Here is a 21,411-nt window from a genome sequence, read left to right as displayed (position 1 = left end):
GGAAGATGCTGTGTCAAGCACCATGCAACAGCCGTGCACGTCTGCCTCGGGCCCTTGCGCCATGCGGTACAGGAAGCGGCACAGTGCTTGCGTCGTGGACATGACCCTCGGGTTTTCCGGGGCATTTCCCCCACATCGGGGGCCACGACGAAGAGGCGGCCGACATGCGTGGACTCATCCTGGGTTTGATCTGGCTGGCGGCGGGAGCCGCCCAGGCCGATGTGTACATCTCCATCGATGCCAAGGGCGGCTACGTACTGACCAACGTTCATCGACCCGGGCGCCACTATCAGCGGGTGATCAGCGAACCGCTGGCCCAGGCTGGCCCGGCAAATGCGCAGTTGATCACCGGGCGCCCCTACGCCGAGCTGGTGGCTGCCGCGGCGCGGGCCCATAACGTGCCGCCTGCGTTGCTGCATGCGCTGATCAAGGCCGAGTCGGGCTACAACCCCAAGGCCCGCTCGCCGGCGGGCGCGGTGGGGCTGATGCAACTGATGCCTGATACGGCCCGTGAGATGGGCGTGGAAAACGCCCTGGACCCTGAGGACAACGTTCAGGGCGGCGCACGCTACCTCAAACGCATGCTGACCCTGTTCGACAACGACATTACCCTGGCTGTGGCCGCCTACAACGCAGGTCCGGATGCGGTGATGCGCCGGGGCGCGGTGCCGCCGTTCGCCGAAACCCGCCGCTACGTGCCCAACGTCCTGCGCGAATACCGCAAGCTGCAAGGGTTGGCGGCCGACTCGCCACTGTAACCTCGACCCGCGTTGAACCTTAAAGCGGTCACCCTTCGGCGGATGCTGTCAATTTAGAACCATGGCTCCCCCAACTCTGGGCTATAACCTTCAGAGGTGCCCAGCCCTGGAGTCCGCCATGGACATCGCCCCCCGTTCCGACGCCCTCGCAGTGCCTGCCGGTGGCGAGGTGGCAACCCCACGCAAGCCCTTTAACTTGCTGCGCTGGTATGCCTGGGTCAGCCTGGCGATCATCGTCTCGGTGGCTGCCGGGCTGGGGTTGATTTCCAGCCGCTTCATCATCGACGAAAGCGTGGAGCGCGATGCGCTGCTCTCCGCTCAGTTCATCACCTCGATCGCCGACGCCGAAGTGCGTCATGTGTCGATCCCTAATGTGCGTACCATGGGCGAGCTGCTTGACCCGCGCACTGATCGCACGGCGCTGCCGGATGTCGACCCCGATGCCCGGCGCAAGGCCCGGGGCGAGTTTCTGGACCATATCGCGCACCTGCCTGACATGCTCCTGGCCAATATCTATGCGCCGGATCGCACGGTGATCTGGTCAAGCAACCCCGCCCTGATCGGCAAACTGATCGAGGGCGACGACGACCTGGAGCGCGCCTTCGAATACAAGATGCGCGTCTCGGCCAGTTATCACGATTTCGAGCAGGTACGCGAAGAGCAGAAGTTCGTGACCCCGCCCGAGCAGCTGTTCATCGAGAACTACATCCCGCTGTTCGACGCCGATGGCGAGCAGGTCACCGCCATGGTGGAGATCTACAAGGAACCCCATGACCTGATCGTGCGTATCGAGCACGGCCTGATCCTCATCTGGGCGGCGATCACCGTCGGCGCCGGGCTGGTCTACATCGGCTTGTACGGCATCATGCGCCGCGCCGCCAAGCTGCTGGCCGTGCAGCAGAAGCGGTTGATCAACAATGAAACCTACGTAGCCCTGGGCGAGGTGTCCTCGGCGGTGGCGCACAGCTTGCGCAACCCGCTGGCGAGCATCCGCTCCAGTGCCGAGCTTGCGCAGGCCTTCGATGAAGGCCCGGCACAGCGCAACATCAATGACATCATCAGCCAGGTCGACCGCATGTCACAGTGGATTCGCCAGCTGTTGCAGTCGCTGCGCCCGCTTAATGACGAAGCGGAGGCGGTGGACCTGCTCCAGGCGCTGCAGGAAAGCCTGCAGACCTTTGCCGTGCCGCTGGCGCGCAGTGGTGTAAGCCTGGACCTGCAACCGTTACCGGCGGTTCAGGTTTTGGGGCATCCGGCGTTACTCAGGCAGATCTTCAGCAGCCTGATCGCCAACGCGCTGGAGTCGATGGAGCAGGGCGGCAAGTTGCGTGTCGAAGTGGTGCGCCAGGACCGGCGCAGCCTTACCCTGCGCTTGTCCGATACCGGCAAGGGCATGACCGAGCAGCAGGTGCGCATGGCATTCAGGCCGTTTTTCACCACCAAGCAGGGCGGGCTGGGCGTAGGCCTGGTGTTGGTCAAACGCATCATGGAGCGCTTTGGCGGGGCGGTGAGGTTGAGTAGCAGCGAAGGGCACGGCACTCGGGTTTCGCTGAATTTTCGCTTAGCTAAGTATTAACAGTTGGCTTCAAGAATATTCTATAAATGACTGATAAATATAGAATTAATGAATATTGGGTAATTAGTACCCAAATCTGGGGCTTTAAGCTTGATCTAGGATTAATTAGTGATCATAACCTACTGAAAAATATCCAATTATTGTTTTATTGATTTAGTGGCTGAGTTTTTGCAGCAAGAGATTGGCAACAAACGGCAGCTTAAGCGACCTGGGTGAAGTGCCATCAAATTGCTACTAACCGTAGCAAGGCTGCGCTTCAGAACGGACTCCCTGCGCGGGAACCACTCAATGCAGATGCTGGAAAACGAAGCGCCCGACAAAGCCTCTGCGGCCACCAGCGGTCTCGCGTCACCGCTGCGCGAGTTCAACCTGCTGCGTTGGTTTTCGATCATCAGCTTGTTGATCATCGCTTCAGTCGCCGGTGGCTTGGGTTACGTGTCTACGCGCTTCGTGGTGCGCGACAGCGTCGAGCGCGATGCCATGCTCACCGCCCAGTTCATTCAGGCCATGGCCCAGGCCGAAGTCCGCCATTCGCAGTTGCCGCCGGGCACTACCATGGGCGAACTGCTCGACCCCCGCCTGGACTTGCAGCACCTGCAATTCACCCCAGCGTTGGCCGAATCGACCCGCGTCGAATTCCTCGACCACGTCGAGCACCTGCCGGACACCCTGCTGGCCAACGTCTACGCCCGCGACCGGACCATCGTCTGGTCCACTAACCCGCAGTTGATCGGCAAACGCATCGAGGAAGATGGCGACCTGGACCACGCGTTCCGCTCGCGCAAGGCGGTTTCTGCCAGCTACCACAAGGCCGAGGAAGACCGTGAGGAGCAAAAATTCCTGCGTGAACCCAAGTACCTGTTCATCGAGAACTACATCCCGCTGTTCGACAGCCAAGGCGAGCAGGTGCTGTCGATGGTGGAAATCTACAAGGAGCCACAAGACCTGGTCCGGCGTATCCAGCGGGGTTACGTGCTGATCTGGGCCTCGACCCTGGTGGGCGGCGCGCTCATCTATTTCGGCTTGTTCTGGATCGTGCGCCGGGCGGCGCTCATGCTCAATCAGCAGCAGGACCGGCTGGTGGCCAGCGAAACCTATGTGGCCCTGGGCGAGATGTCGTCGGCGGTGGCCCATAGCTTGCGCAACCCGTTGGCCAACATCCGCTCCAGCGCCGAACTGGCTCAGGAAATCGCCAACCCCACCGCGCAGAAAAACATCAACGACATCATTGGCCAGGTGGACCGCATGTCACGCTGGGTACGCGACCTGCTGGTGTCGTTGCGTCCCGCCAGCGACGAGCCCGAGGCGGTGGACCTGGTCGCGGCCATCGAGGACACCCACCTGGCGTTCGCCCAACAAATTGCACGCAATGGGGTGCAGTTCTGCTACGAAGGCCCCGAGTTGCAATACGTGACCAGCCAGCCGCTGCAGCTCACGCAGATTCTCAACAGCCTGTTTTCCAATGCCATTGAAGCCATGCCGGCGGGTGGCGTGTTGCGCGCCCAGGTAAGCGTGCAGGATGGCCAACGTACGGTCATGCTGCTCAGCGACACTGGCAAGGGCATGACCCAACAGCAGGAGCGGATGGTGTTCAAGCCGTTCTTCACGACCAAGCAGGGCGGCCTCGGCGTAGGCCTGGCCCTGGTTCAACGCATCATGGAGCGTTTTGGCGGCTCGGTCAGCCTGAGCAGCCGCGAAGAGGAAGGAACCCGCGTTAGCCTTACTTTCAATATCGCAGCGGGAGGGGACCATGGAACACAGCATCCTGGTAGTCGAGGATGATGAAATCCTCGCTGACAACATTCGCACCTACCTGAGTCTCAAGGGCTATGAGGTGACGGTCTGCCACAGTGCGGAACTTGCGCTGGAGCAGATCAAACAGGCCCAGCCCGACGCTGTGCTGACCGACAACTCGTTGCCTGGCATGAGCGGGCACGACCTGTTGCGCACCCTGGTGGCACAGGTACCGGCGCTCAAAGTGATCATGATGACCGGCTACGGTAATGTCGAAGACGCCGTGCAAGCCATGAAGGAGGGTGCCTTCCATTACCTGACCAAGCCGGTGGTGCTGGCCGAGCTCAAGCTGACATTGGACAAGGCCCTGGCGGCCGAGCGAATGGAGCGTACCCTGTCGTTCTACCAGGAACGCGAGGCGCAAAAATCCGGGCTGCAGGCACTGATCGGCGAGTCGTCGGTGATGCTCAGCCTCAAACACACGTTGCACCAGGTGCTTGATGCCGAGCGGCGCATGGCCAGCGACGATCTGCCCCCGGTACTGGTCGAAGGCGAGACCGGCACCGGCAAGGAACTGGTGGCCCGCGCCCTGCATTTCGATGGCTCGCGCAGCAAGGGGCCATTCATCGAGTTCAATTGCGCGTCGATCCCGGCCAATTTGCTCGAAGCTGAGCTGTTCGGCCATGAGAAAGGCGCCTTTACCGATGCCAAGGAGCGCAGGGTGGGCCTGGTCGAGGCTGCTGATGGTGGCACGCTGTTCCTTGATGAAATCGGCGAGATGGACCTGGTGTTGCAGGCCAAACTGTTGAAGTTGCTCGAAGACCGCAGCATCCGCCGCATTGGCGCAGTCAAGGAGCGCAAGGTCGACTTGCGGGTGATCAGCGCCACCAACTGCAACCTTGAGCAGATGGTGCAGCAAGGCAAGTTCCGCCGCGACCTGTTCTTCCGGCTACGCATCATTGCGCTCAAGGTGCCACGGCTGTATGCGCGGGGGCAGGACATTCTGCTGCTGGCCCGGCACTTCCTGGCGCACCATGGCCGGCGTTATGGCAAGCCGAACCTGCGTTTTTCTGCCGAGGCAGAGGCCATGATGCTTGGCTACAGTTGGCCGGGCAACGTGCGGGAGCTGCGCAACATGCTGGAGCAGACGGTGTTGCTCGCGCCCAACGAGGTGATTCAGTCACATCAGTTGAACCTGTGCATGACCTTGATCGACGAGCCGCTGATACAGCAACAGGCGCCTACGGTATTGGAAATGCCACGGCATGAGCCCGAGCCAGGTACCAGCCTGCCCGACATGGAGCGGGACCTGGTATGCAAAACCCTGGACCGGACTGACTGGAACGTGACCAAGTCGGCGCGGATGCTGGGGCTTTCGCGGGATATGCTGCGTTATCGGATCGAAAAACTGGGGTTGACCAGGCCTGACAAGCGCCAGTGGTGAACGTGCGGGGGCGCGTTGCGCCCTTTTCGCGACGCAAGGCTTAACGCATTGATTTAGCTTCGACGCTGTGGGAGCGGGCTTGCCCGCGAACACCGGCGCAGCCGGTGCCATCCACCGCGTGGTCTCATTCGCGGGGCAAGCCCGCTCCCACAATGACCACTGTTCTCTGCGCGACAGCGCAACCCCAAGAGGCTGGGCAATCTCCCATAGAACACAACTTAACCCATTGAGTTAGCAGCGACGCTGTGGGAGCGGGCTTGCCCCGCGAACACCGGCGCAGCCGGTGCCATCCATTTTGTAGTGGCAAGACCAGGGCCTCAAGGGTTGCCAGTGCTCGTGCCTTGCCGCCCGGTACCTTGCGAACCGCTGCCCTCCATCCCGGGCAAATCATGTTCATCCTGCTGCCTTGCCGGTGGGCTCTCGGGGTCATTGCCCTGAGCCCGCGGGTCGGTATCGCGCGGCATCGGTTTCTCAATGGGGTTGAGGGTGCTGTCTACACCGGGTGTTGGCGCCGGGTTGTGCGGGTCGTCGGGGTAGGTCGGCCCAGTACCGACAGCCAGGGCCAGGGGCGAGACAAGCAGGGCGGTGAGCAGGAGGGGGCGGATCATGGTGCAGGCTCCTTTGCATCAGGGTGGGGGCAAGGCTTCTCTCTCGATTGGGCCATCGAGCTGACGCCAGGTGCCCCCATCCCGATCAACGGTCAAACCACCATCGACAACAACATGATGAAGATGATGCCCACCACCGAGAGGATGGTTTCCATCATGCTCCAAGTCTTGAAGGTCTCGGCCACGGTCATGTTGAAGTACTGCTTCACCAGCCAGAAGCCGGCATCGTTGACGTGTGACAGGATCAGCGAGCCCGCGCCAGTGGCTAGCACCAGCAGTTCACGGTTGACCCCCGGCACCAGGTCGATCACCGGCGCGACGATCCCCGCGCCCGTGATGGTGGCGACCGTCGCCGAACCCGTTGCGATGCGGATCACCGCCGCCACCAGCCAGGCCAACATGATGGGGGAGATTTCCGCCTGTACCGCCATCTGCCCGATCACGTTGCCGACACCGGTATCCACCAGCATCTGCTTGAAACCGCCACCAGCGCCGACGATCAGTACGATGGCCGCAGTCGGTGCCAGGCTCTGGTCGAGCATCTTCATGATCTGCTGACGGTTGAAACCACGCGCCGAGCCGAAGGTATAGAAGGCCAGCAGCAGCGCGGCGAGCAGGGCGCTGATGGGGTGGCCGATCAGGTCCATCCATTGGCGCACGATATGTTCGGCGGGCAGCACCACGTCGGCGAAGGTCTTGAGCAGCATCAACGCAACCGGCAGCAATACCGTGACCAGGGTGATGGTGAAACTCGGCAAGTTGCCCTGGTCGGACTCCTTGGCGATCTGATCCATCAGCTCCTGGGACGGGTTGCCTGGGATGTAGCGTGAGATGAAGTTGCCGAACAGCGGGCCGGCGATGATTGCGGTGGGCAGCGCAACGATCAGGCCATAGAAGATGGTCTTGCCGATGTCGGCATGGAAGATGCCGATCGCCAGCAGCGGCCCCGGGTGCGGCGGCACCAAGCCATGAACCACGGAAAGGCCGGCCAGCAACGGGATGCCGATCTTCACCAACGAAACGCCAGAGCGCCGGGCGACGATGAACACCAACGGGATCAACAGCACGAAGCCGATCTCGAAGAACAGCGGAATGCCGACCAGGAAGGCGGCGAACATCATGGCCCAGTGCACGTTCTTCTTGCCGAAGGCGCGGATCAGCGTCTGGGCGATCTGGTCGGCGCCGCCGGAGTCGGCCATCAGCTTGCCGAGCATGGTGCCCAGGGCGAGGACAATGCCGACGAAGCCCAGCACGCCGCCGAAACCGTCCTGGAACGATTTCATCACCTTGGCCACCGGCATGCCGGAGGTAAGGCCGAGGAAGCCGGCCGCGAGGGTCAGGGCGACGAAGGGGTGAACTTTGAAATGGGTGATCAGCAGGATCAGCCCGACGATGGTTACCAGGGCGTCGAGCAGCAGAAAGGTATCAGTAGCCAGTCCGAACATGGTTTTTATGCCTCGGTCTTATCGTTGTTTTGGGCGTAGCTTTATTGAGTTTCAGGCGCTTTCATTGGTCGAGACAGCGCTGTCTTTGGTGAGCCGGACACACCGCCAGGGTCAGGCGGTTTGCGCCAGGTCCCGCTCACCGCAGGGCTTTAGCCAGGTGTCTACCGTGTCGGCCAGCACATCAATGGCCTGGGTGGCATCCAGTGGCAGGGTCCGCGGCTCGCCATGCGGTGCTTCGAGGGCGGCGAACTGGCTGTCGATGAGGCTCGCCGGCATGAAGTGGCCGGGGCGGGCCAATACCCGTTTTTCGGCTTCGGCAGGGGTGAGCTCGAGAAACACGAACGCCAGGCCAGGCATGGACGCGCGCAATGTTTCGCGGTAGCGGCGCTTGAGTGCCGAGCAGGTCAGGATCGGGCGCTCGCCCGACTGCACTGTGGCCTGTAGCTCCTGGCCCAGACGCACCAGCCAGCCGGCACGGTCATCATCGTCCAGGGGGATGCCAGCGCTCATCTTGCGGATGTTTTCGGCAGGGTGGAAAGCGTCGCCTTCGATCAGGCGGCCGCCGCTTCTGGCAGCAATGGCAGCGCCGATGCAGCTTTTGCCGCAACCAGCCACGCCCATCACCACAATGGCGGACAGGGGAGAATTCATCAGTACCTCCTGCGGGTTGAGATAGCGCTGTCTCGTCGCTGACGATCAGGCACCTCCCCCGGTGTTATTGGTCTTGTCCTTACGCAGTATGGACGCTTGGCACAGTGCACGTGGAACCGCTACCAAAGATTACATTGCCTGCGTCCTGAGACAGCGCTACCTTAGTGGCCGTCCCCCTCCCTTGGCAAGTAGTAAAATTACAACATTCATGTCCCGTACAGGCTCCCGCACCACCGGTCGTCCCACCCTGGCTGAAGTCGCCAGGCTTTCCGGGGTTTCCCCGATCACCGCATCCCGCGCTTTGCGTGGCGTCAGCACGGTTGCCCCGGAGCTGGCCGAAAAGGTTGCCGCTGCGGCGGCGAGCCTGGGCTATGTCGCCAATCCGGCAGCCCGCGCATTGGCTTCGGCGCGCAGCCAGTCGGTTGTGGTGCTGATCCCATCGTTGTCCAACCAATTGTTCATCGACACCCTTGAAGCCATTCACGAGGTGATGCGCCCGCGTGGGCTTGAGGTGTTGATCGGCAACTATCACTACGATATTGCCGAAGAAGAGAACCTGATCCGTAATTACCTGGCCTACCAGCCTTGCGGCATGCTGCTGACCGGGTTCGAGCGCAGTGATGCGTCGCGGCAGATGCTGGCGGCCAGTGGCGTGCCCTGCGTGCACATGATGGAGCTGGGCGGCGAGGCGGGTGCGTTGTCGGTGGGTTTCTCGCAGCAACAGGCCGGGCGAGCCGCGGCCAGGCACTTGATCGAGCGTGGGCGGCGGCGGTTGGCGTTCATTGCCGCGCAGCTCGACCCGCGCGTGATGCAGCGTGCCGAAGGCTTCCGCCAGGCACTGGCCGAGGCCGGACTGCACGCGACGGAGCTGGAAATCCTTGCGCCGGAGCCGTCTTCCATCGCGTTGGGCAGCGCGTTGTTCAGCCAGCTGATGCAACAAGCGCCGGATGTCGACGGTATCTTCTTCTGCAACGACGACCTGGCCCAGGGCGCGGTCTTGCAAGCACTGCGCCAAGGGGTAGAGGTGCCGCGCCAGGTGGCAATGGTGGGCTTCAATGATTTGCCCGCTTCGGCGCACATGGTCCCGCGGCTGACCTCCATTCGCACCCCAAGGGCTGCCGTTGGTCGGGGTGCCGCGCTGGCCCTGCTGGCCTTGCTCGACGGCAAGCGGGTCGCCAGCGAGCAGCAGGACCTCGGGTTCGAGCTGATGGTGCGTGAGAGTTCTTGACGCCCCGCGCGCGTATCCAAAGGCCTCGGGTACTCATTACAAGGTGATATCAATATGCTTGCACGGCGCTAAGGCCCATCTATGCTCAGGACACCCCGCGCATTGAGGAGCCCGGCGTCATGTTCGATTTTCATCGCAAGTCTGATTTGATCGAGATTGAACGCAGCCATCACGCACTGGCCAGCGCGCAAGCGAAGCTGGCGGCGATCAGCCGCTCCATGGCGATGATCGAGTTCGCGCCCGACGGCACCATCCTCGACGCCAATGAGCGTTTCTGCCAGGCCATGGGGTACAACGTCGAAGACTTACGCGGCAAGCATCACCGATTGTTTTGCGACCCGGTCTATGCCAAGACGGCCGAATACCAGCAGCTTTGGCGGGAACTGGGGCAGGGCAAGGCCATCAGCGGCACCTTCGAGCGCATCGACAAGGCAGGCCGTGAGGTCTGGCTCGAAGCCAGCTATATGCCGGTACTGGATGCGCAGCGGCAAGTCACCAGCGTGATCAAGGTGGCGTCAGACATCAGCCAACGGGTTGTGCAGGAACACGAAAGCGAAAGCCTGCTCAAGGCCATCGGCCGCTCCATGGCGGTGATCGAGTTCACCCCTGCAGGCCGGGTCATCAAGGCCAACCAAAACTTTCTGGCCACCATGGGCTACCGCTTGGAAGAGGTGGTCGGGCGTCACCACGGGTTGTTTTGCCTGCCCCGCGAGCGGGAGTCATCGGCGTATCGGGAATTCTGGGCTTCTCTCAACCGTGGTGAATACCATTCACACCGTTTCGAGCGGATCACCAAGCAAGGTCAGACGGTCTTTCTCGAAGCCTCCTACAACCCCATCTTCGACAGCAAGGGCCGCCTGCACAAGGTGGTCAAGTTCGCCAGCGATATCACTCGCCAGGTCTGCACCCAGCAGAGCGCCGCCGATGCCGCCCACGCCAGCTCCATGCAGACCGATGCCTGCGCGCGCAAGGGGACCGAGGTGGTGCAGCAGGCGGTGCAGGTGATCGAACAGATTTCCCAGGAGCTCAATGATGCGGCGCGCAGCATCGATGCGGTGAGCAAGCAGTCGGACGTCATCGGGCAGATTGTCCTGACCATTCGCGGTATCGCCGACCAGACCAACCTGCTGGCGTTGAACGCGGCCATCGAGGCGGCGCGAGCCGGCGAGCATGGGCGCGGGTTCGCCGTGGTTGCCGATGAAGTGCGCAACCTCGCCTCGCGCACCAGCAAGGCAACCCTGGAGATCGTCGATGTGGTGCGACAAAACCATGATTTGTCGCTGTTGGCGGTAGCCAGCATGCAGTCGAGCCTGACCCGTACCGGCCATGGTGTTGCCCTGGCCAACGAGGCTGGCACGGTGATCATGGAAATTCAGCAGGGCTCACGCCACGTAGTCGATGCGATCAGCCAGATCAGTTCGACGCTGCAGTTGCACTGAGGGCGTCGCCCAGTTCGTGCAACAGGGTCTGCATGCTGGTCTGCAATTGCTGGCGTAGTTCAGCCGTTGGCAGCCCTTGGGCCTGGGCCTGCTCGATGGCTTCGCAGTCCTTGACCAGCGTGCGCACCTTGAGCATTTTCGCCCCGCCTTTGATGCGGTGGGCCAAGGCGCGCACCGCGTCGCCACCCGCGTCTGACCCAAGTGCGCGCAATGCGGCCAGGTCTTCGCCGGCGCTTTTCGACAGTTGTTCGAGCAGGTGTCGGGTGAGTTGTTCATCGTCCTGAGTCAGGTGGCGCAATTCGCTCAGGTTGAATCCACTGCTACGGGCGGGTGAAGGCGGGGGGGCCGAGCTGGCTTGGGGCAGGTGGGTTTTGAGCGTCTGCAGGCCAATCGGCTTGAACAGGCATTCATCCATGCCACTGGCCAGGCAGCGCGCACGCTCCTCGGCCTGCGCGTTGGCGGTGACGCCGAGAATCTGGCACGCGGCCAGTGCGCCTTCGCGTTCAAGGGTGCGAATTCGGTGAGTCAGTTCGTGGCCGTCCATGATCGGCATGCTGCAGTCGGTGATCACCAGGTCAAACCGGGCTGCCTGCCACCGCGCCAGCGCCGCTTCGCCGTTTTCAGCCAGGGTTACGCGATGCCCCAGTGTGTTCAGTTGCCGCTCCAGCAACAGCAGATTGGCCGGATAGTCGTCGACCACCAGAATGTTCAGCGGGCCGCTGCTGCTCTCCAGCACCGGGGCACGCTGCTCTGCAGGTGCCGGTGCGTGGCTTGCGGGTAGCTGCAGGCTGACTTGCACCTTGGTGCCCACGCCTTCGACACTGTGCAGGCTCAGCGTGCCTTGCATCAGTTCGGCCAACGTGCGGCTGATCACCAGCCCCAGGCCGGCGCCTTGGCGTGCCCGCGGGCCGTGGGCCTGGGCGAAGGCGTTGAACAGCCGGGCCTGGTCTTCGGGGCTGATACCAATGCCGCTGTCGCGCACGCACAGCTCGACCTGCAGGTCGCCGTTGCTGTCGGGCAGCGACAGGGTCAGGCTGGCATGCACTTCACCGCGCTCGGTGAACTTGATGGCGTTGCTGATCAGGTTGGAGAGCACCTGCTTGAGTCGCAGGGGGTCTGCCAAGACCCAGGCAGGCGAGGCTGGCAGCGCGCTGTGCAGGTGCAGGCCTTTGATTCGCGCATTGCCTTCGAATACCCGCAGCGTGTTGCGCACCAGTTCGACCAGGTTGGTCGGTACCGGTTGCAAGGTCATGTGCCCGGACTCGATGCGCGAGATGTCGAGGATGTCGCCGATCAGCTCCAGCAAGCCGATGGCCGAATCGTGGGCAGTCTGCAGTGCCTGGGTATCGCAGCGGCCGGCGCGGCTGTCCTCCAGGGCCAATTCCAGCAGGCCGATCACCGCATTCATCGGGGTACGGATTTCATGGCTCATGGTTGCCAGGAAAGTGCTCTTGGTCTGGCTGGCCTGTTCGGCATCGTCCTTGGCCTGGCGCAACTGTTCGAGCAGGCCGCGGCTCAAGGCCAGTTGGGCTTGCAGGGCGTGCTGGGCTTCGGTGCGCTGGTGGATCAGTTTGCGCAGGTAGCTGTTCCAGAAAACCACCCCGGTCAGCAACAGGGCCGACAGCACCAGTACTTGCAGCGCCAGGGTGCGGTAGTCGCGCCAGGGGCTGTCGCTGACCAGTGTGCTGGTGCGCCAGCGGTTGATCAGTTGGTCCAGTTCTTCTGGAGGGATGCTCAGCAGCGCCTTGTCGAGAATGGCCTGCAGTTGCGGTTGGTCCGGGACTACGGCGAATGCCGCGATGGCCGGGCTGTCGTCCAGCACACTGGCGATACGCAGCCGGTCCTTGAATACATGGTTGATGTAGTAGGTGGCGTTGATGTGGTTGCTCAATGCAACGTCGGCGGCGCCATTGGCCACCGCCTCCATGAGCCCGAGGGGGTTGTCCACTTCCACCATTTTGGCGTGCGGGTAGCGGCGCACGAGTTCTGCCTGCTGCGGCGAGCCGCGAACCAAGGCTACGCGCTGGCCGTCGAGGGCTTTGGCCTGCGCCGATGATGTTGCATCGTTACGGGTGACCAACACCCGTGGGCTGACCAGGTAGGGGCGGGTAAAACGCAATTGCTTGGCGCGTTCTGCGCCGTAGCCCAGAGCGCCGATCATCTGCGCGTCACCACGTGCCAGGCGGTCGACCATCACCTGCGCCGACTGGCTCTCGATGGGCTTGAAATGCAACCCCGTGCGCAGGGATATCTGCTTGAGCAGTTCCAGCGTGATGCCGCTGGTGCGGTGCTGTGTGTCATTGAAGGTCAGCGGCGCGAGTGAGGTGTTGATCAGCACCTTGACGGTGGGGTTGCGGGCTATCCAGTCCTCTTCTTCAGCGGTCAGCGCCGTCAGGTGGCGCTCCAGCAGCAGGCTGGTGTTACCGCTGGTCCAGCGGCGCAGGATGGTCAGGCGCTCGCTTTCGGTGATTCTGGCCAAGGCCTTGTCGACCAGGCCCAGCAAGCGTTGGTTGTCGTTGGCCAGGGCAAACGCAAAGATACCGGGCGCCACCTTGCAGAAATGGTCGATCTTCACCGTGCCCTGGTAGCTCTTGCCGATCAGAAAGTCGGTGCTGATGGCATCGCCTAGGTAGGCGTCGGCCTCGCCCAGCTCGACGGCGGCAAGGCCTGCCAGGGTTGAGCGGTACAGGCTCAATTGCGCCTTGGGGTAGAGCGCGCGCACGGTATTGGCGGGCAGGTAGTGATCGACCATGGCCAGGCGCAGGCCGTTCAGGTCTGGGGTGGCTTTCAACGAGCGGCCTTCGCGGGTGACGATGACCGGCAAGTCGTCGGCGTAGGGCTCGCTGAGGCCTAGCTGGGCATCGGCCGCCTCGAAGCCGTTGGAGCTGCCCAATAGGTCAATGTGGCCGTCCCGCAGTGCGGCAATGGCTTCGTGGCGGTTGTCGAACCGCCGGACTTCGATCGGGATGCCGAGCTGTTCGGCGATGATGCCTGCATAGTCGGCGCTCAGGCCTTCGTAGTCACGTTGGCTGATGTTGATCTCGAAGGGCGGGTAATCAGGCCGCGAGCTGCCCAGCACCAGGTGGCCGCGCCGCTGCAGCCATTGGCGGTCCTGGTCGTCCAGTTGCATGGGCGCTGCGGCGCTGATCGAGCGCGCGAGCAACTGCCGTGGTTCCCTGTCGGCAAACACGCCGGTGGAGCCGGCCAGGCCGATGATCAGCAGGATGCTCGCCAGCAGGCGCTTCATGGCAACCTGGCTCAGTTGACGCTGTTGCGCTTGGCCAGATCGACCATTTCCACCAACGATTCGGTCTTGAGCTTCTCCATGATGCGGCCCCGATAGGTGCTGATGGTTTTGGCGCTGAGGTTCATGCAGGTGCCGATGTTCTTGTTGTTTTCACCGCGAGCAAGGCGTCGCAGCACTTCCATTTCGCGGTTGGACAGGCTGCCCAGGCGTGTTGGTTCGCTTTCCAGCGAATTGCTGTTGACCGACATCTGCGGGAAGGTCGAATAGCCTTTGACCAGGGCTTTGAGTGCAAACAGCAGGGCCTCATGGTCTTCGTCCTTGGTGACGAAGGCACCGATGCCGGCATCCAGGCAGCGTCTTACGTACAGGTCGGTGGCTTGCCCGGTCAGCACCATGATCTTGGGCACTGGCTCCAGACACTGAAGCCGTTTGATGACCTCCATGCCGTCCAGGCCGGGTAGTCCGATGTCCAGCAGAACGACGTCCGGGCGCAGTTCGCGCGCCACCTGGGCCACCTCATTGCCATTGCCGACTTCGCCAACGACGTGAAAACGCTCCCGCTCAAGCAGCAGGCGCAAGGACAGTCGGACAATAGGGTGGTCGTCGACGATCAGGACGGTTGTCATCAAGAAAACTCCTGTAGGGATGTGGTCCGCTTCCTGGAACACTCAGGAATACGTCTGCAAGTGGGTTTATCGGAAGCGCTGCAAGATACGACCATTCCCCAGGTTTGGTAATGCCGAGTATAGAGTTGTTGATTAACCCTGTGCGAGTTGTTGAAAATTCCTACAAAAAACAGGGATAGACACCGCCCGCTCGACGTGGCGATGCCTATTTTCGCAAGGCCGCTACGCGCAGTCGGTGTGGGATTTGAGCACGCGCAGGGTCGAGGCGGGGTTGTTGGCCAGCGCTTGGCCGACCCGTGTCGGGCGTGTCAGCAACTGGCCAGAACAGTTCGGGCAGCGGCCGTGCAGGCGGGTGTCGGCACAGGTACGGCAGAACGTGCATTCGAACGAGCAGATCAACGCGTCCGGGCTATCGCCCGGCAGGTCGGCGTCGCAACACTCACAATTGGGTCGTAGCTCCAGCATTGGCATGGCTCCTGTTTGCACACGGGAGCCTGGAGTCTGCTACGCCAGTGCCAAGGCTGGCAATGCTCAGTCGCCAGGGCGATAGAGGTGCGCGTGCCCGGCTCGGTACAGGGCCGACTCGGCGAACGGCGTGTCCCCCAGCACATGGCCCACGAGTATCAGCGCGGTACGGCGAAAATCCTTCAACGCCACGCGTTCGACGATATCGTCAAGGGTGCCGCGCACCCAATCCTGGTCCGGCCAGGTGGCGCGATGGACGACGGCAACCGGGCATTGCGGGCCATAGTGGGGTAACAGTTCACTGACAATACGCGGCAGGTGCTTCACGCCCAGGTGGATGGCCAAGGTGCTGCCATGGCGCGCCAGATCGCCCAGTTGCTCGCCAGGCGGCATCGGCGAGGTGTCGCCAAAGCGGGTGAGAATCACGGTTTGCGACACTTGCGGCAGGGTCAGCTCGCAGCCCAGCAGGGCCGCACTGGCGGCGGTGGCGGTGACGCCCGGGATGATCTGATAATCGATGCCCAGCTCACGCAGGTGGCGGATCTGCTCGCCGATCGCGCCATATAGGCTGGGGTCGCCGCTGTGGACGCGGGCCACGTCCTGGCCTTGTGCGTGTGCCGTGCGCATGGCGCTGATGATCTGCTCCAGGTGCAGTTCGGCACTGTTGATCACGGTCTCGGCCTGGTGCCCTTCGAGCACGGCAGCGGGTACCAGGGAGCCGGCGTAGATGATTACCGGGCACTGGCGGATCAAGCGCTGGCCCTTGACCGTGATCAGTTCCGGATCGCCGGGGCCGGCGCCGATGAAGTAGACCGTCATGGAAAGTCCTTGCAATAAAAGGGATGCGGCGATTATCGCCCGCAGGCCAGGGCGAGGGTAGCCGGGCCGAGCACCTGGCGTGTAACCCGCAGCTTGGCAGTGCCGAGGTGCTGGCTGGCCATGGCCAACGCCGCGCTTTCTGCCACGCCCCAGCAACCGCTGTGCGCGTGGGCGACGGCCGAGCGATGGCTGAGCAGGGGCTCAAAGGGCAGCAGTTGCCGGGCATCGTACAGCAGCAGCGGCAGGCCAAGGCGTTTGGCAAGTTCCTGCAGGCCGGGTTCGTCGGCCTTCAAGGTGATACTGGCGATACCGCGCAGTGCTGACAGCGCCAGACCATGGTCATTCAAGGCCTGGCGCAGCAGGGTTTCGAGGGTGTCCGCCGGGCAGCCCCGGCGGCAGCCGAAGCCGGCGTACAGCGCCGGCATCGAAGGGTGCAGCGCCATCAAGCCTGGCTGGAGCGGCGGTACAGCCACGCGCTAAGCAGGCCCAGGGCCACCCAGAAGGCCGCGTTGGTCAGCCAGGAGGCGATCTTGAATTGGGCTTCCAGGGCCTCGGGGGCGAGGCTTTGATGAACCTCGGGTTGCGGTGCACCAAACACATGCGGCAGTACCAGCAACACGGCGCCCAGCGCCTTCAGCAGCCAGTGGCGGGCAAACACCAACAGCGCCAGGCCCAGGGCGGTGGCACTTGCGGTGCCGACCCACCAAGCTTGGCGTTGCCCCAGGTCGGCGGCAGCGGTGCCCGGTAGCTCAGGCGGCAGGCCCAGGGTAGGCGCCAGGCAGAACACGGCAAACCCCGCCAGGCCCCACAAGGCGCCGGTGCCCGCGCGCTTCGGCTCACGCAGGCTGTACAAGGCGACGAGTATCAGCGCGAAGCCGACTGCGACCACCAGGTTGCCACCGGTGGTGGACAGGATGCGCTGCCAGCCATCCTCAGGCGACCAGGCTTCTTCGCTGTGTTCATGGGCGCCAGCGCCGTGCTCATGATGCTCGGCGGCCGGTGCGGCGGACTCGTAGGTTTCCGCTTCAAGAATCAATGGAGCAACCCAGAAGCTTTGCAGCAGGGTCAGCAGCAAGGCGGCAAGCAGCCCGCTGAAGCCCGCGGTACGGGCAATGCGCGTGATCATGGGGCGTACTCAGTGGCAGGGGAAGGCGGCGCTGTGACGGGTGTCGTGGGCCGCATTGTGGACGGCCTCGATGTGCGAGAAGCCGGCAAAATAGACCAGGCACAGGCCCAGCAGGCTGGCGCCGACGGCGATGACGACACGCTGACTGAGGGTGACGGGGGTGGCAATGCTGTGTTTGGCGCTGGTGACGGGCATGACGCGTTCCTCTGCTTTTTGTGGGCAACGGGCAAGCGCGGCAGCCCCGAACGTGATCCGCCCAGGGGAATGCGACAGCGCCCGCCCACCGCGGGGTGTTCATGAACGCCAGGCCGGTCTCCGGGCTCACGAGGAGGAGCAGGGCTCCTGAAAAGCGCCCCTTCCCATGCCAGATGACGCGGCACAGTGGTCTAGACGCTTCGCTCGCTTACCGTTGCGGGGGCAGCACCGGCTTTGTCGTGCCCTGGTCGAGGGCTTGCGACGCACCGGTTTCCCGTTTCACCCCCTGAGGGGCACCTGAACGCGAGGCATTAGGAGACCACGAGGCAGGTTTTCCGTCAATTGCACAGCGGTATGCGCGTGAAAAGTATTTCAGAAATTGTAGGCCAGCAATTTTCGGGTTTTGCAGTGTCTGTGAGCTCGAGCGCCGCCCGCGCGGCGCTTGAGCTCACAGGCGGCAAAAGAGTCCCGCCATGCCCTAAGCTGTCCGCGCGCTACGCCCAGCCTCCCGCTGCGCCACCAACCCGCGAATCCGTGGAATCAGTTCCTGCCCATACTCCACCGCATCGCGCAACTGATCGAACCCGCGGAACAGGAAGGTGCTAACCCCCAGCTCGTAGTACGCCAGTGCCGCCTCAGCCACCTGGTCCGCTGTCCCTACCAGCGACGTCGAGTTGCCCGCACCGCCGCCCAAAGCGGCAATCTCGGTCCACAGCCGGGTGTCATGCACCTTGCGCTGGCTGGCCAGTTGCACCAGGCGCTCTGAGCCGGCGTTGCTTTTGCCAAAGTTCTTCTCGCGGCGGTTGCCCTGGCGGATGCCGATGCGCGTCTGGGCATCGGCCAGAATGCGTTCGGCGCGGGCCCAGGCTTCTTCCTCGGTAGCCCCCAGAATTGGCCGCAGCGAAAGGCTGAAGCGAATGTGCTGTTCACGCCCATAACGGGCTGCAGCCTTGCGCACCTTGGCAATACGCTCGCGAACCTGCTCCAGCGGCTCGCCCCACATCATGTAGACGTCGGCATGCTTGGCGGCCACTTCGACTGCGGCGTCTGACGCGCCGGAGAAGTATTTAGGTGCATTTTGATTCTGGGGCTGATCTGAGATTTTTGTATCCCGCGCCCAAGCTATACATGCCTGTCACTGCGTCATGGCGCTCGCCATTAAAGCCCACAGGCATTTCTCCAAGTGATCGGTAAAAACCAAAGGCGGTGTGAGTCAGGACGCATAATTCGTCATTCCCAACAGTCATGAGTGAGGAATTCATGCTGTCTGAGCTAATTAAGTCAGTGCGAGAGTGCGTGCCGTGATAAAAGGCAGAGGCCTGGCCGTCTGCATAAAATAATCCAGTGTTTTTAGATGAAGAGATAAAGGAGGAGGGGCGATCAGATTTGTAAAATATAAACATGATGTGCGCTCCTCATTTTGCTCCAGCCTGAGAGGTTGCCCGGAGCTCCGCAACTAGCAAAAATGCCAGGCAGACGCGGCACCTTGTGCCGCGAATGGGCTGCAAGGCAGCCCCCGAGGGCTTCAAGCTCAAGCCGCAACACTGATCGACCGCCCGGGAGCGGCGGCAATCAGTCCTCGCGTGTACTCACTCGCCGGCCTGTCGAACACCTGCGTCACCGTCCCTCGCTCCACCACCTGCCCCTGGCGCAGTACCAGCACCTGGTCGGCCATGCTCGCCACCATCGCCAGGTCATGCGACACCAGCACATAATTCCTCGCGTTCCTGAGGGAAATCGACGCATCAGTCCCTGCTCAGATGCCGATTCACCTGATTATGGATGAGGCAAGGATGTCCTCCGCCTTTTTCACCGCCCTATGCTTATCTGGGGTTTGGGGAGTATGTTTTCAGTCGGTAAACATCTTCGGGAAGATCGTTAGGTAAGCGCCTGATTCGCATAGCAATTTTAGTATAGTAGTCTTCTTGCTGAGGGATCCATGCGGTCGTATCAATTGTTCCTCCCGCAGCCCTCACAACAACCCCGGTTGTGTTAGCTAGGCGTTGAGGGAAATTGGTTTTCCCCAAATTGCAGGCAAGTAGTGTGATTTTTCTGTAATCTTCAGGATTTATCTTATTTGATAACATCCAGCTTGCAAGCTGCGATTGTGTTTTATTCTGTCCTTCTATGGAAATAGTTTGCCCGTGACCATGTGTGAAAATCACTAGCTTAGGTTTACGTAAAAAATTGTTAGTGGTTCTGTAAAATCCATCACCGTCTTCTCCCCAGCTGTAAATTGCCTTTAATTTTTTATACGAATTATACTTTCGACCAAAAAATCGCGCGACGCTGAATTGGCCGTCCGGGTCAAAGTTATTAACCGGATCATTCAGTGCATAGGCGTATGAGTTGATCCCGCCTTTGCCAAACGGACTCACCCTGTCAGGGCTTGTGAACCGCATCAATGTTGAAAGCCAGCGATAGCCAGCGCCTAATGGGTACTGCTGGCTCAATGGTTCCCAGAGTTCTCCATTGAATCCCACCGGCACGTCCACAATTCCACGAGCAAAGCCATAAACGGAGTACGCAATCAACTGACGGTAATTTGGGCTAATCGCTCCCTGAAGCGAATGCATACTATCAATAGCGGCCAGATCGGAAGGGCGCGATGCGCTATGCTGTATGGCAAGCGCTTGGCGACCCTGTCTCAGTATCCGGGTAGCCTTGGAGGGATGGATTAACGTCGTGGGGAAAGTTTGTTGGTAGAAATACAGCATTTGATAGGCTCCCGGTTTCCCTTCCCTTCACTTCACTCTCATTGTTTCTCCGTAAACTTGCAACTGGTAGAAATATCAGGTCGCGGGAATCGCGTGAAACATATTCATTGCGCGCAACCTGACGTTGATATAGCGACACTTAGCACCCCATCGCGACACAGGGTCGCTCTAAAACGGACCGCGTGGCCCCGCAACCACCGCGACCGTCTCTCTAAAGCAATCTCTCAAGGGTTCCAAGCTCAAGCCGCAACAGTGACCAACTGCCCGGGGACAGCGGCAATCAACTCTCGCGTGTAATCACTCGTCGGCCTCTCGAACACCTGCGCCACTGTCCCTCGCTCCACCACTTGCCCCTGGCGCAGCACCAGCACCTGGTCGGCCATGCTCGCCACCGCCGCCAGGTCATGCGACACCAGCACATAAGCCATGCCCAGCTCTCGTTGCAGCTCATCCAGCAGTGCCAGAATCTGCGCCTGCACCGACACATCCAGCGCGCTGACCGGCTCGTCGAGCAGCAACAGTTCCGGCTCTAGCGCCAGCGCCCGGGCAATCGCCACCCGCTGGCGCTGGCCGCCAGACAATTCGCGGGGCAGGCGGTCAAGGTAATGGAGAGGAAGTTGCACGCGTTCGATCAGTTCGCGAGCGCGCTGCTCCAGTGCTGCGCCTTTGAGCAGGCCAAACGACACCAGCGGCTCGACGATGCTGTCAAACACCGTGAAACGCGGGTCGAGGGCGGCGAAGGGATTCTGCTGTACCAGCTGCATGCGCCGGCGCAAGGGGCGGAACTGGCGCCAGCCGTGGCCCGTGACATCCTGCTGGTCGAACAGCACATGGCCTTGGCTGGGCGCTTCCAGGCCCAGGGCAATGCGCAGGGCGGTGCTCTTGCCCGAACCGGATTCACCGACGATGGCCAGCGTTTGCCCCGGGTGAACCTGCAAGTCGAGGCCCTGCAACGCGACAAAGCGGTTGTCCTGGCTTTTGACCTTGGGCAATTCGAACGTCTTGCCAACACCTTGCAGGCTGAGGATCGGCTTTGCGCCCGGCGCCAGCTGCCGGGGCTGGCGACGAGCGCTGAATGCCGGCGCGGCATTGAGCAGGGCGCGGGTGTACGGGGGCTGTGGTGCCTGCACGATCTGCGCGGGTGGGCCCTGCTCCACCAGCTCGCCCTGCTTCATCACCAGCAGGCGGGCGCGCACGGCCGGGTTGTCCAGGCCAACCTGGGCAAGCAATTCCAGCACATCGGCATCAACGCTGCGCGAGCAGCCGGCGAGGGCCAGCGCCAGGGTGCAGGCGGCTAGCTAAACTGTCCAACTTTCTGAGGGCAGTCCAGATA

18 protein-coding genes, 4 pseudogenes and 1 riboswitch are annotated in these 21,411 nt (G+C 62.0%); of the genes and pseudogenes, 7 read left to right on the top strand and 15 right to left on the bottom strand.

The genetic code is table 11. The annotated features are described in order from the left end of the window. Positions 1-164 precede the first annotated feature (164 nt). From ACSSU5_RS24500 to ACSSU5_RS24485, 4 genes are all read left to right on the top strand, one after another. Complete coding sequence (locus ACSSU5_RS24500) at positions 165-758, top strand: lytic transglycosylase domain-containing protein (protein WP_264313235.1); 594 nt, start codon at positions 165-167, stop codon at positions 756-758. A 118-nt stretch (positions 759-876) separates the two neighbouring features. Further along, a complete protein-coding gene (locus ACSSU5_RS24495; RefSeq protein ID WP_492560075.1) occupies positions 877-2,334 on the top strand; it encodes a sensor histidine kinase in 1,458 nt (485 codons plus the stop codon). Positions 2,335-2,622: 288 nt separating this feature from the next. Continuing rightward, positions 2,623-4,116, top strand: a complete 1,494-nt coding sequence (locus ACSSU5_RS24490) for a sensor histidine kinase (RefSeq protein ID WP_264313237.1) — start codon at positions 2,623-2,625, stop codon at positions 4,114-4,116. Next, positions 4,085-5,512 carry a sigma-54-dependent transcriptional regulator gene (locus ACSSU5_RS24485; protein WP_264313238.1) on the top strand — a complete coding sequence of 476 codons (1,428 nt, stop codon included), beginning with the start codon at positions 4,085-4,087 and terminating at the stop codon, positions 5,510-5,512. The genes ACSSU5_RS24490 and ACSSU5_RS24485 overlap by 32 nt, the downstream gene beginning before the upstream one ends. A 317-nt stretch (positions 5,513-5,829) precedes the next feature. Here the strand turns inward: ACSSU5_RS24485 and ACSSU5_RS24480 are convergent, their stop codons facing one another. The 3 genes from ACSSU5_RS24480 to ACSSU5_RS24470 form a co-directional block, all read right to left on the bottom strand. Then, entirely contained in the window at positions 5,830-6,120 is a 291-nt protein-coding gene (locus tag ACSSU5_RS24480; protein WP_264313239.1) for a hypothetical protein, read from the bottom strand. A 92-nt stretch (positions 6,121-6,212) separates the two neighbouring features. Next, a complete protein-coding gene (locus tag ACSSU5_RS24475) occupies positions 6,213-7,565 on the bottom strand; it encodes a GntP family permease (RefSeq protein WP_264313240.1) in 1,353 nt (450 codons plus the stop codon). Positions 7,566-7,676: 111 nt separating this feature from the next. Beyond that, positions 7,677-8,216 carry a gluconokinase gene (locus tag ACSSU5_RS24470; protein ID WP_264313241.1) on the bottom strand — a complete coding sequence of 180 codons (540 nt, stop codon included), beginning with the start codon at positions 8,214-8,216 and terminating at the stop codon, positions 7,677-7,679. A gap of 208 nt (positions 8,217-8,424) precedes the next feature. Here ACSSU5_RS24470 and gnuR point away from each other — a divergent pair, with 208 nt between their 5' ends. The 3 genes and pseudogenes from gnuR to ACSSU5_RS24455 all read left to right on the top strand — a co-directional run bounded on the left by gnuR (position 8,425) and on the right by ACSSU5_RS24455 (position 10,883). Then, on the top strand, positions 8,425-9,444 hold the full coding sequence (gnuR, locus tag ACSSU5_RS24465) for a transcriptional regulator GnuR (protein WP_264313242.1): 1,020 nt from the start codon (positions 8,425-8,427) through the stop codon (positions 9,442-9,444). A 119-nt stretch (positions 9,445-9,563) separates the two neighbouring features. After that, positions 9,564-10,346, top strand: a pseudogene (locus ACSSU5_RS24460) (PAS domain-containing protein); the annotation flags it as partial. A 42-nt stretch (positions 10,347-10,388) separates the two neighbouring features. Then, positions 10,389-10,883, top strand: coding sequence for a methyl-accepting chemotaxis protein (locus tag ACSSU5_RS24455; protein ID WP_492561363.1), 495 nt, complete (start codon positions 10,389-10,391; stop codon positions 10,881-10,883). Here ACSSU5_RS24455 and ACSSU5_RS24450 read toward each other — a convergent pair. The 12 genes and pseudogenes from ACSSU5_RS24450 to ACSSU5_RS24395 form a co-directional block, all read right to left on the bottom strand. Beyond that, positions 10,858-14,130 carry a transporter substrate-binding domain-containing protein gene (locus tag ACSSU5_RS24450; RefSeq protein ID WP_492560074.1) on the bottom strand — a complete coding sequence of 1,091 codons (3,273 nt, stop codon included), beginning with the start codon at positions 14,128-14,130 and terminating at the stop codon, positions 10,858-10,860. The two genes, ACSSU5_RS24455 and ACSSU5_RS24450, sit on opposite strands and share 26 nt — an antisense overlap. 11 nt (positions 14,131-14,141) lie before the next feature. Then, entirely contained in the window at positions 14,142-14,756 is a 615-nt protein-coding gene (locus tag ACSSU5_RS24445) for a response regulator transcription factor (protein ID WP_264313243.1), read from the bottom strand. Between the two features lie 222 nt (positions 14,757-14,978). Continuing rightward, positions 14,979-15,221 carry a DUF1272 domain-containing protein gene (locus ACSSU5_RS24440; protein WP_264313244.1) on the bottom strand — a complete coding sequence of 81 codons (243 nt, stop codon included), beginning with the start codon at positions 15,219-15,221 and terminating at the stop codon, positions 14,979-14,981. 66 nt (positions 15,222-15,287) lie between these two features. Beyond that, entirely contained in the window at positions 15,288-16,040 is a 753-nt protein-coding gene (gene cobM / locus ACSSU5_RS24435) for a precorrin-4 C(11)-methyltransferase (protein ID WP_264313245.1), read from the bottom strand. Between the two features lie 32 nt (positions 16,041-16,072). Continuing rightward, positions 16,073-16,465, bottom strand: a complete 393-nt coding sequence (locus ACSSU5_RS24430) for a cobalamin biosynthesis protein (protein ID WP_492561362.1) — start codon at positions 16,463-16,465, stop codon at positions 16,073-16,075. A 17-nt stretch (positions 16,466-16,482) separates the two neighbouring features. Continuing rightward, positions 16,483-17,166 carry a CbtA family protein gene (locus tag ACSSU5_RS24425; protein ID WP_492560073.1) on the bottom strand — a complete coding sequence of 228 codons (684 nt, stop codon included), beginning with the start codon at positions 17,164-17,166 and terminating at the stop codon, positions 16,483-16,485. A gap of 9 nt (positions 17,167-17,175) precedes the next feature. After that, positions 17,176-17,361: a CbtB domain-containing protein gene (locus ACSSU5_RS24420; RefSeq protein WP_027593390.1), complete on the bottom strand. Its 186-nt coding sequence runs from the start codon at positions 17,359-17,361 to the stop codon at positions 17,176-17,178. A 94-nt stretch (positions 17,362-17,455) separates the two neighbouring features. Continuing rightward, a riboswitch (cobalamin riboswitch) is annotated at positions 17,456-17,677 on the bottom strand. Between the two features lie 162 nt (positions 17,678-17,839). Further along, positions 17,840-18,433, bottom strand: a pseudogene (locus ACSSU5_RS24415) (LLM class flavin-dependent oxidoreductase); the annotation flags it as partial. Next, complete coding sequence (locus tag ACSSU5_RS24410) at positions 18,429-18,764, bottom strand: hypothetical protein (RefSeq protein WP_492560072.1); 336 nt, start codon at positions 18,762-18,764, stop codon at positions 18,429-18,431. The gene ACSSU5_RS24410 and the pseudogene ACSSU5_RS24415, both read right to left, overlap by 5 nt. A 128-nt stretch (positions 18,765-18,892) precedes the next feature. After that, a pseudogene (locus tag ACSSU5_RS24405) lies at positions 18,893-19,075 on the bottom strand (ABC transporter ATP-binding protein); the annotation flags it as partial. A 109-nt stretch (positions 19,076-19,184) separates the two neighbouring features. Continuing rightward, a complete protein-coding gene (locus ACSSU5_RS24400) occupies positions 19,185-20,078 on the bottom strand; it encodes an RHS repeat-associated core domain-containing protein (RefSeq protein WP_492560071.1) in 894 nt (297 codons plus the stop codon). A 239-nt stretch (positions 20,079-20,317) separates the two neighbouring features. Further along, positions 20,318-21,265, bottom strand: a pseudogene (locus ACSSU5_RS24395) (ATP-binding cassette domain-containing protein); the annotation flags it as partial. Between the last annotated feature and the right edge of the window lie 146 nt (positions 21,266-21,411).

Source organism: Pseudomonas sp. E1MeOHC2 (assembly GCF_058745025.1).
Note: the sequence above shows the minus strand (reverse complement) of the source record. Positions and strands in the feature narration are given on the sequence as shown.

Bases quoted from the DNA above. Each gene is read 5' to 3' on its own strand.
- ACSSU5_RS24490 (WP_264313237.1), top strand. From the start codon at position 2,623: ATGCAGATGCTGGAAAACGAAGCGCCCGACAAAGCCTCTGCGGCCACC.
- ACSSU5_RS24430 (WP_492561362.1), bottom strand. From the start codon at position 16,465: ATGCCGGCGCTGTACGCCGGCTTCGGCTGCCGCCGGGGCTGCCCGGCG.
- ACSSU5_RS24410 (WP_492560072.1), bottom strand. From the start codon at position 18,764: ATGTTTATATTTTACAAATCTGATCGCCCCTCCTCCTTTATCTCTTCA.
- ACSSU5_RS24480 (WP_264313239.1), bottom strand. From the start codon at position 6,120: ATGATCCGCCCCCTCCTGCTCACCGCCCTGCTTGTCTCGCCCCTGGCC.
- gnuR (WP_264313242.1), top strand. From the start codon at position 8,425: ATGTCCCGTACAGGCTCCCGCACCACCGGTCGTCCCACCCTGGCTGAA.
- ACSSU5_RS24420 (WP_027593390.1), bottom strand. From the start codon at position 17,361: ATGCCCGTCACCAGCGCCAAACACAGCATTGCCACCCCCGTCACCCTC.
- ACSSU5_RS24440 (WP_264313244.1), bottom strand. From the start codon at position 15,221: ATGCTGGAGCTACGACCCAATTGTGAGTGTTGCGACGCCGACCTGCCG.
- ACSSU5_RS24425 (WP_492560073.1), bottom strand. From the start codon at position 17,166: ATGATCACGCGCATTGCCCGTACCGCGGGCTTCAGCGGGCTGCTTGCC.
- ACSSU5_RS24470 (WP_264313241.1), bottom strand. From the start codon at position 8,216: ATGAATTCTCCCCTGTCCGCCATTGTGGTGATGGGCGTGGCTGGTTGC.
- ACSSU5_RS24455 (WP_492561363.1), top strand. From the start codon at position 10,389: ATGCAGACCGATGCCTGCGCGCGCAAGGGGACCGAGGTGGTGCAGCAG.
- ACSSU5_RS24450 (WP_492560074.1), bottom strand. From the start codon at position 14,130: ATGAAGCGCCTGCTGGCGAGCATCCTGCTGATCATCGGCCTGGCCGGC.
- ACSSU5_RS24475 (WP_264313240.1), bottom strand. From the start codon at position 7,565: ATGTTCGGACTGGCTACTGATACCTTTCTGCTGCTCGACGCCCTGGTA.
- ACSSU5_RS24445 (WP_264313243.1), bottom strand. From the start codon at position 14,756: ATGACAACCGTCCTGATCGTCGACGACCACCCTATTGTCCGACTGTCC.
- ACSSU5_RS24495 (WP_492560075.1), top strand. From the start codon at position 877: ATGGACATCGCCCCCCGTTCCGACGCCCTCGCAGTGCCTGCCGGTGGC.
- ACSSU5_RS24500 (WP_264313235.1), top strand. From the start codon at position 165: ATGCGTGGACTCATCCTGGGTTTGATCTGGCTGGCGGCGGGAGCCGCC.
- cobM (WP_264313245.1), bottom strand. From the start codon at position 16,040: ATGACGGTCTACTTCATCGGCGCCGGCCCCGGCGATCCGGAACTGATC.
- ACSSU5_RS24400 (WP_492560071.1), bottom strand. From the start codon at position 20,078: ATGCTGTATTTCTACCAACAAACTTTCCCCACGACGTTAATCCATCCC.
- ACSSU5_RS24485 (WP_264313238.1), top strand. From the start codon at position 4,085: ATGGAACACAGCATCCTGGTAGTCGAGGATGATGAAATCCTCGCTGAC.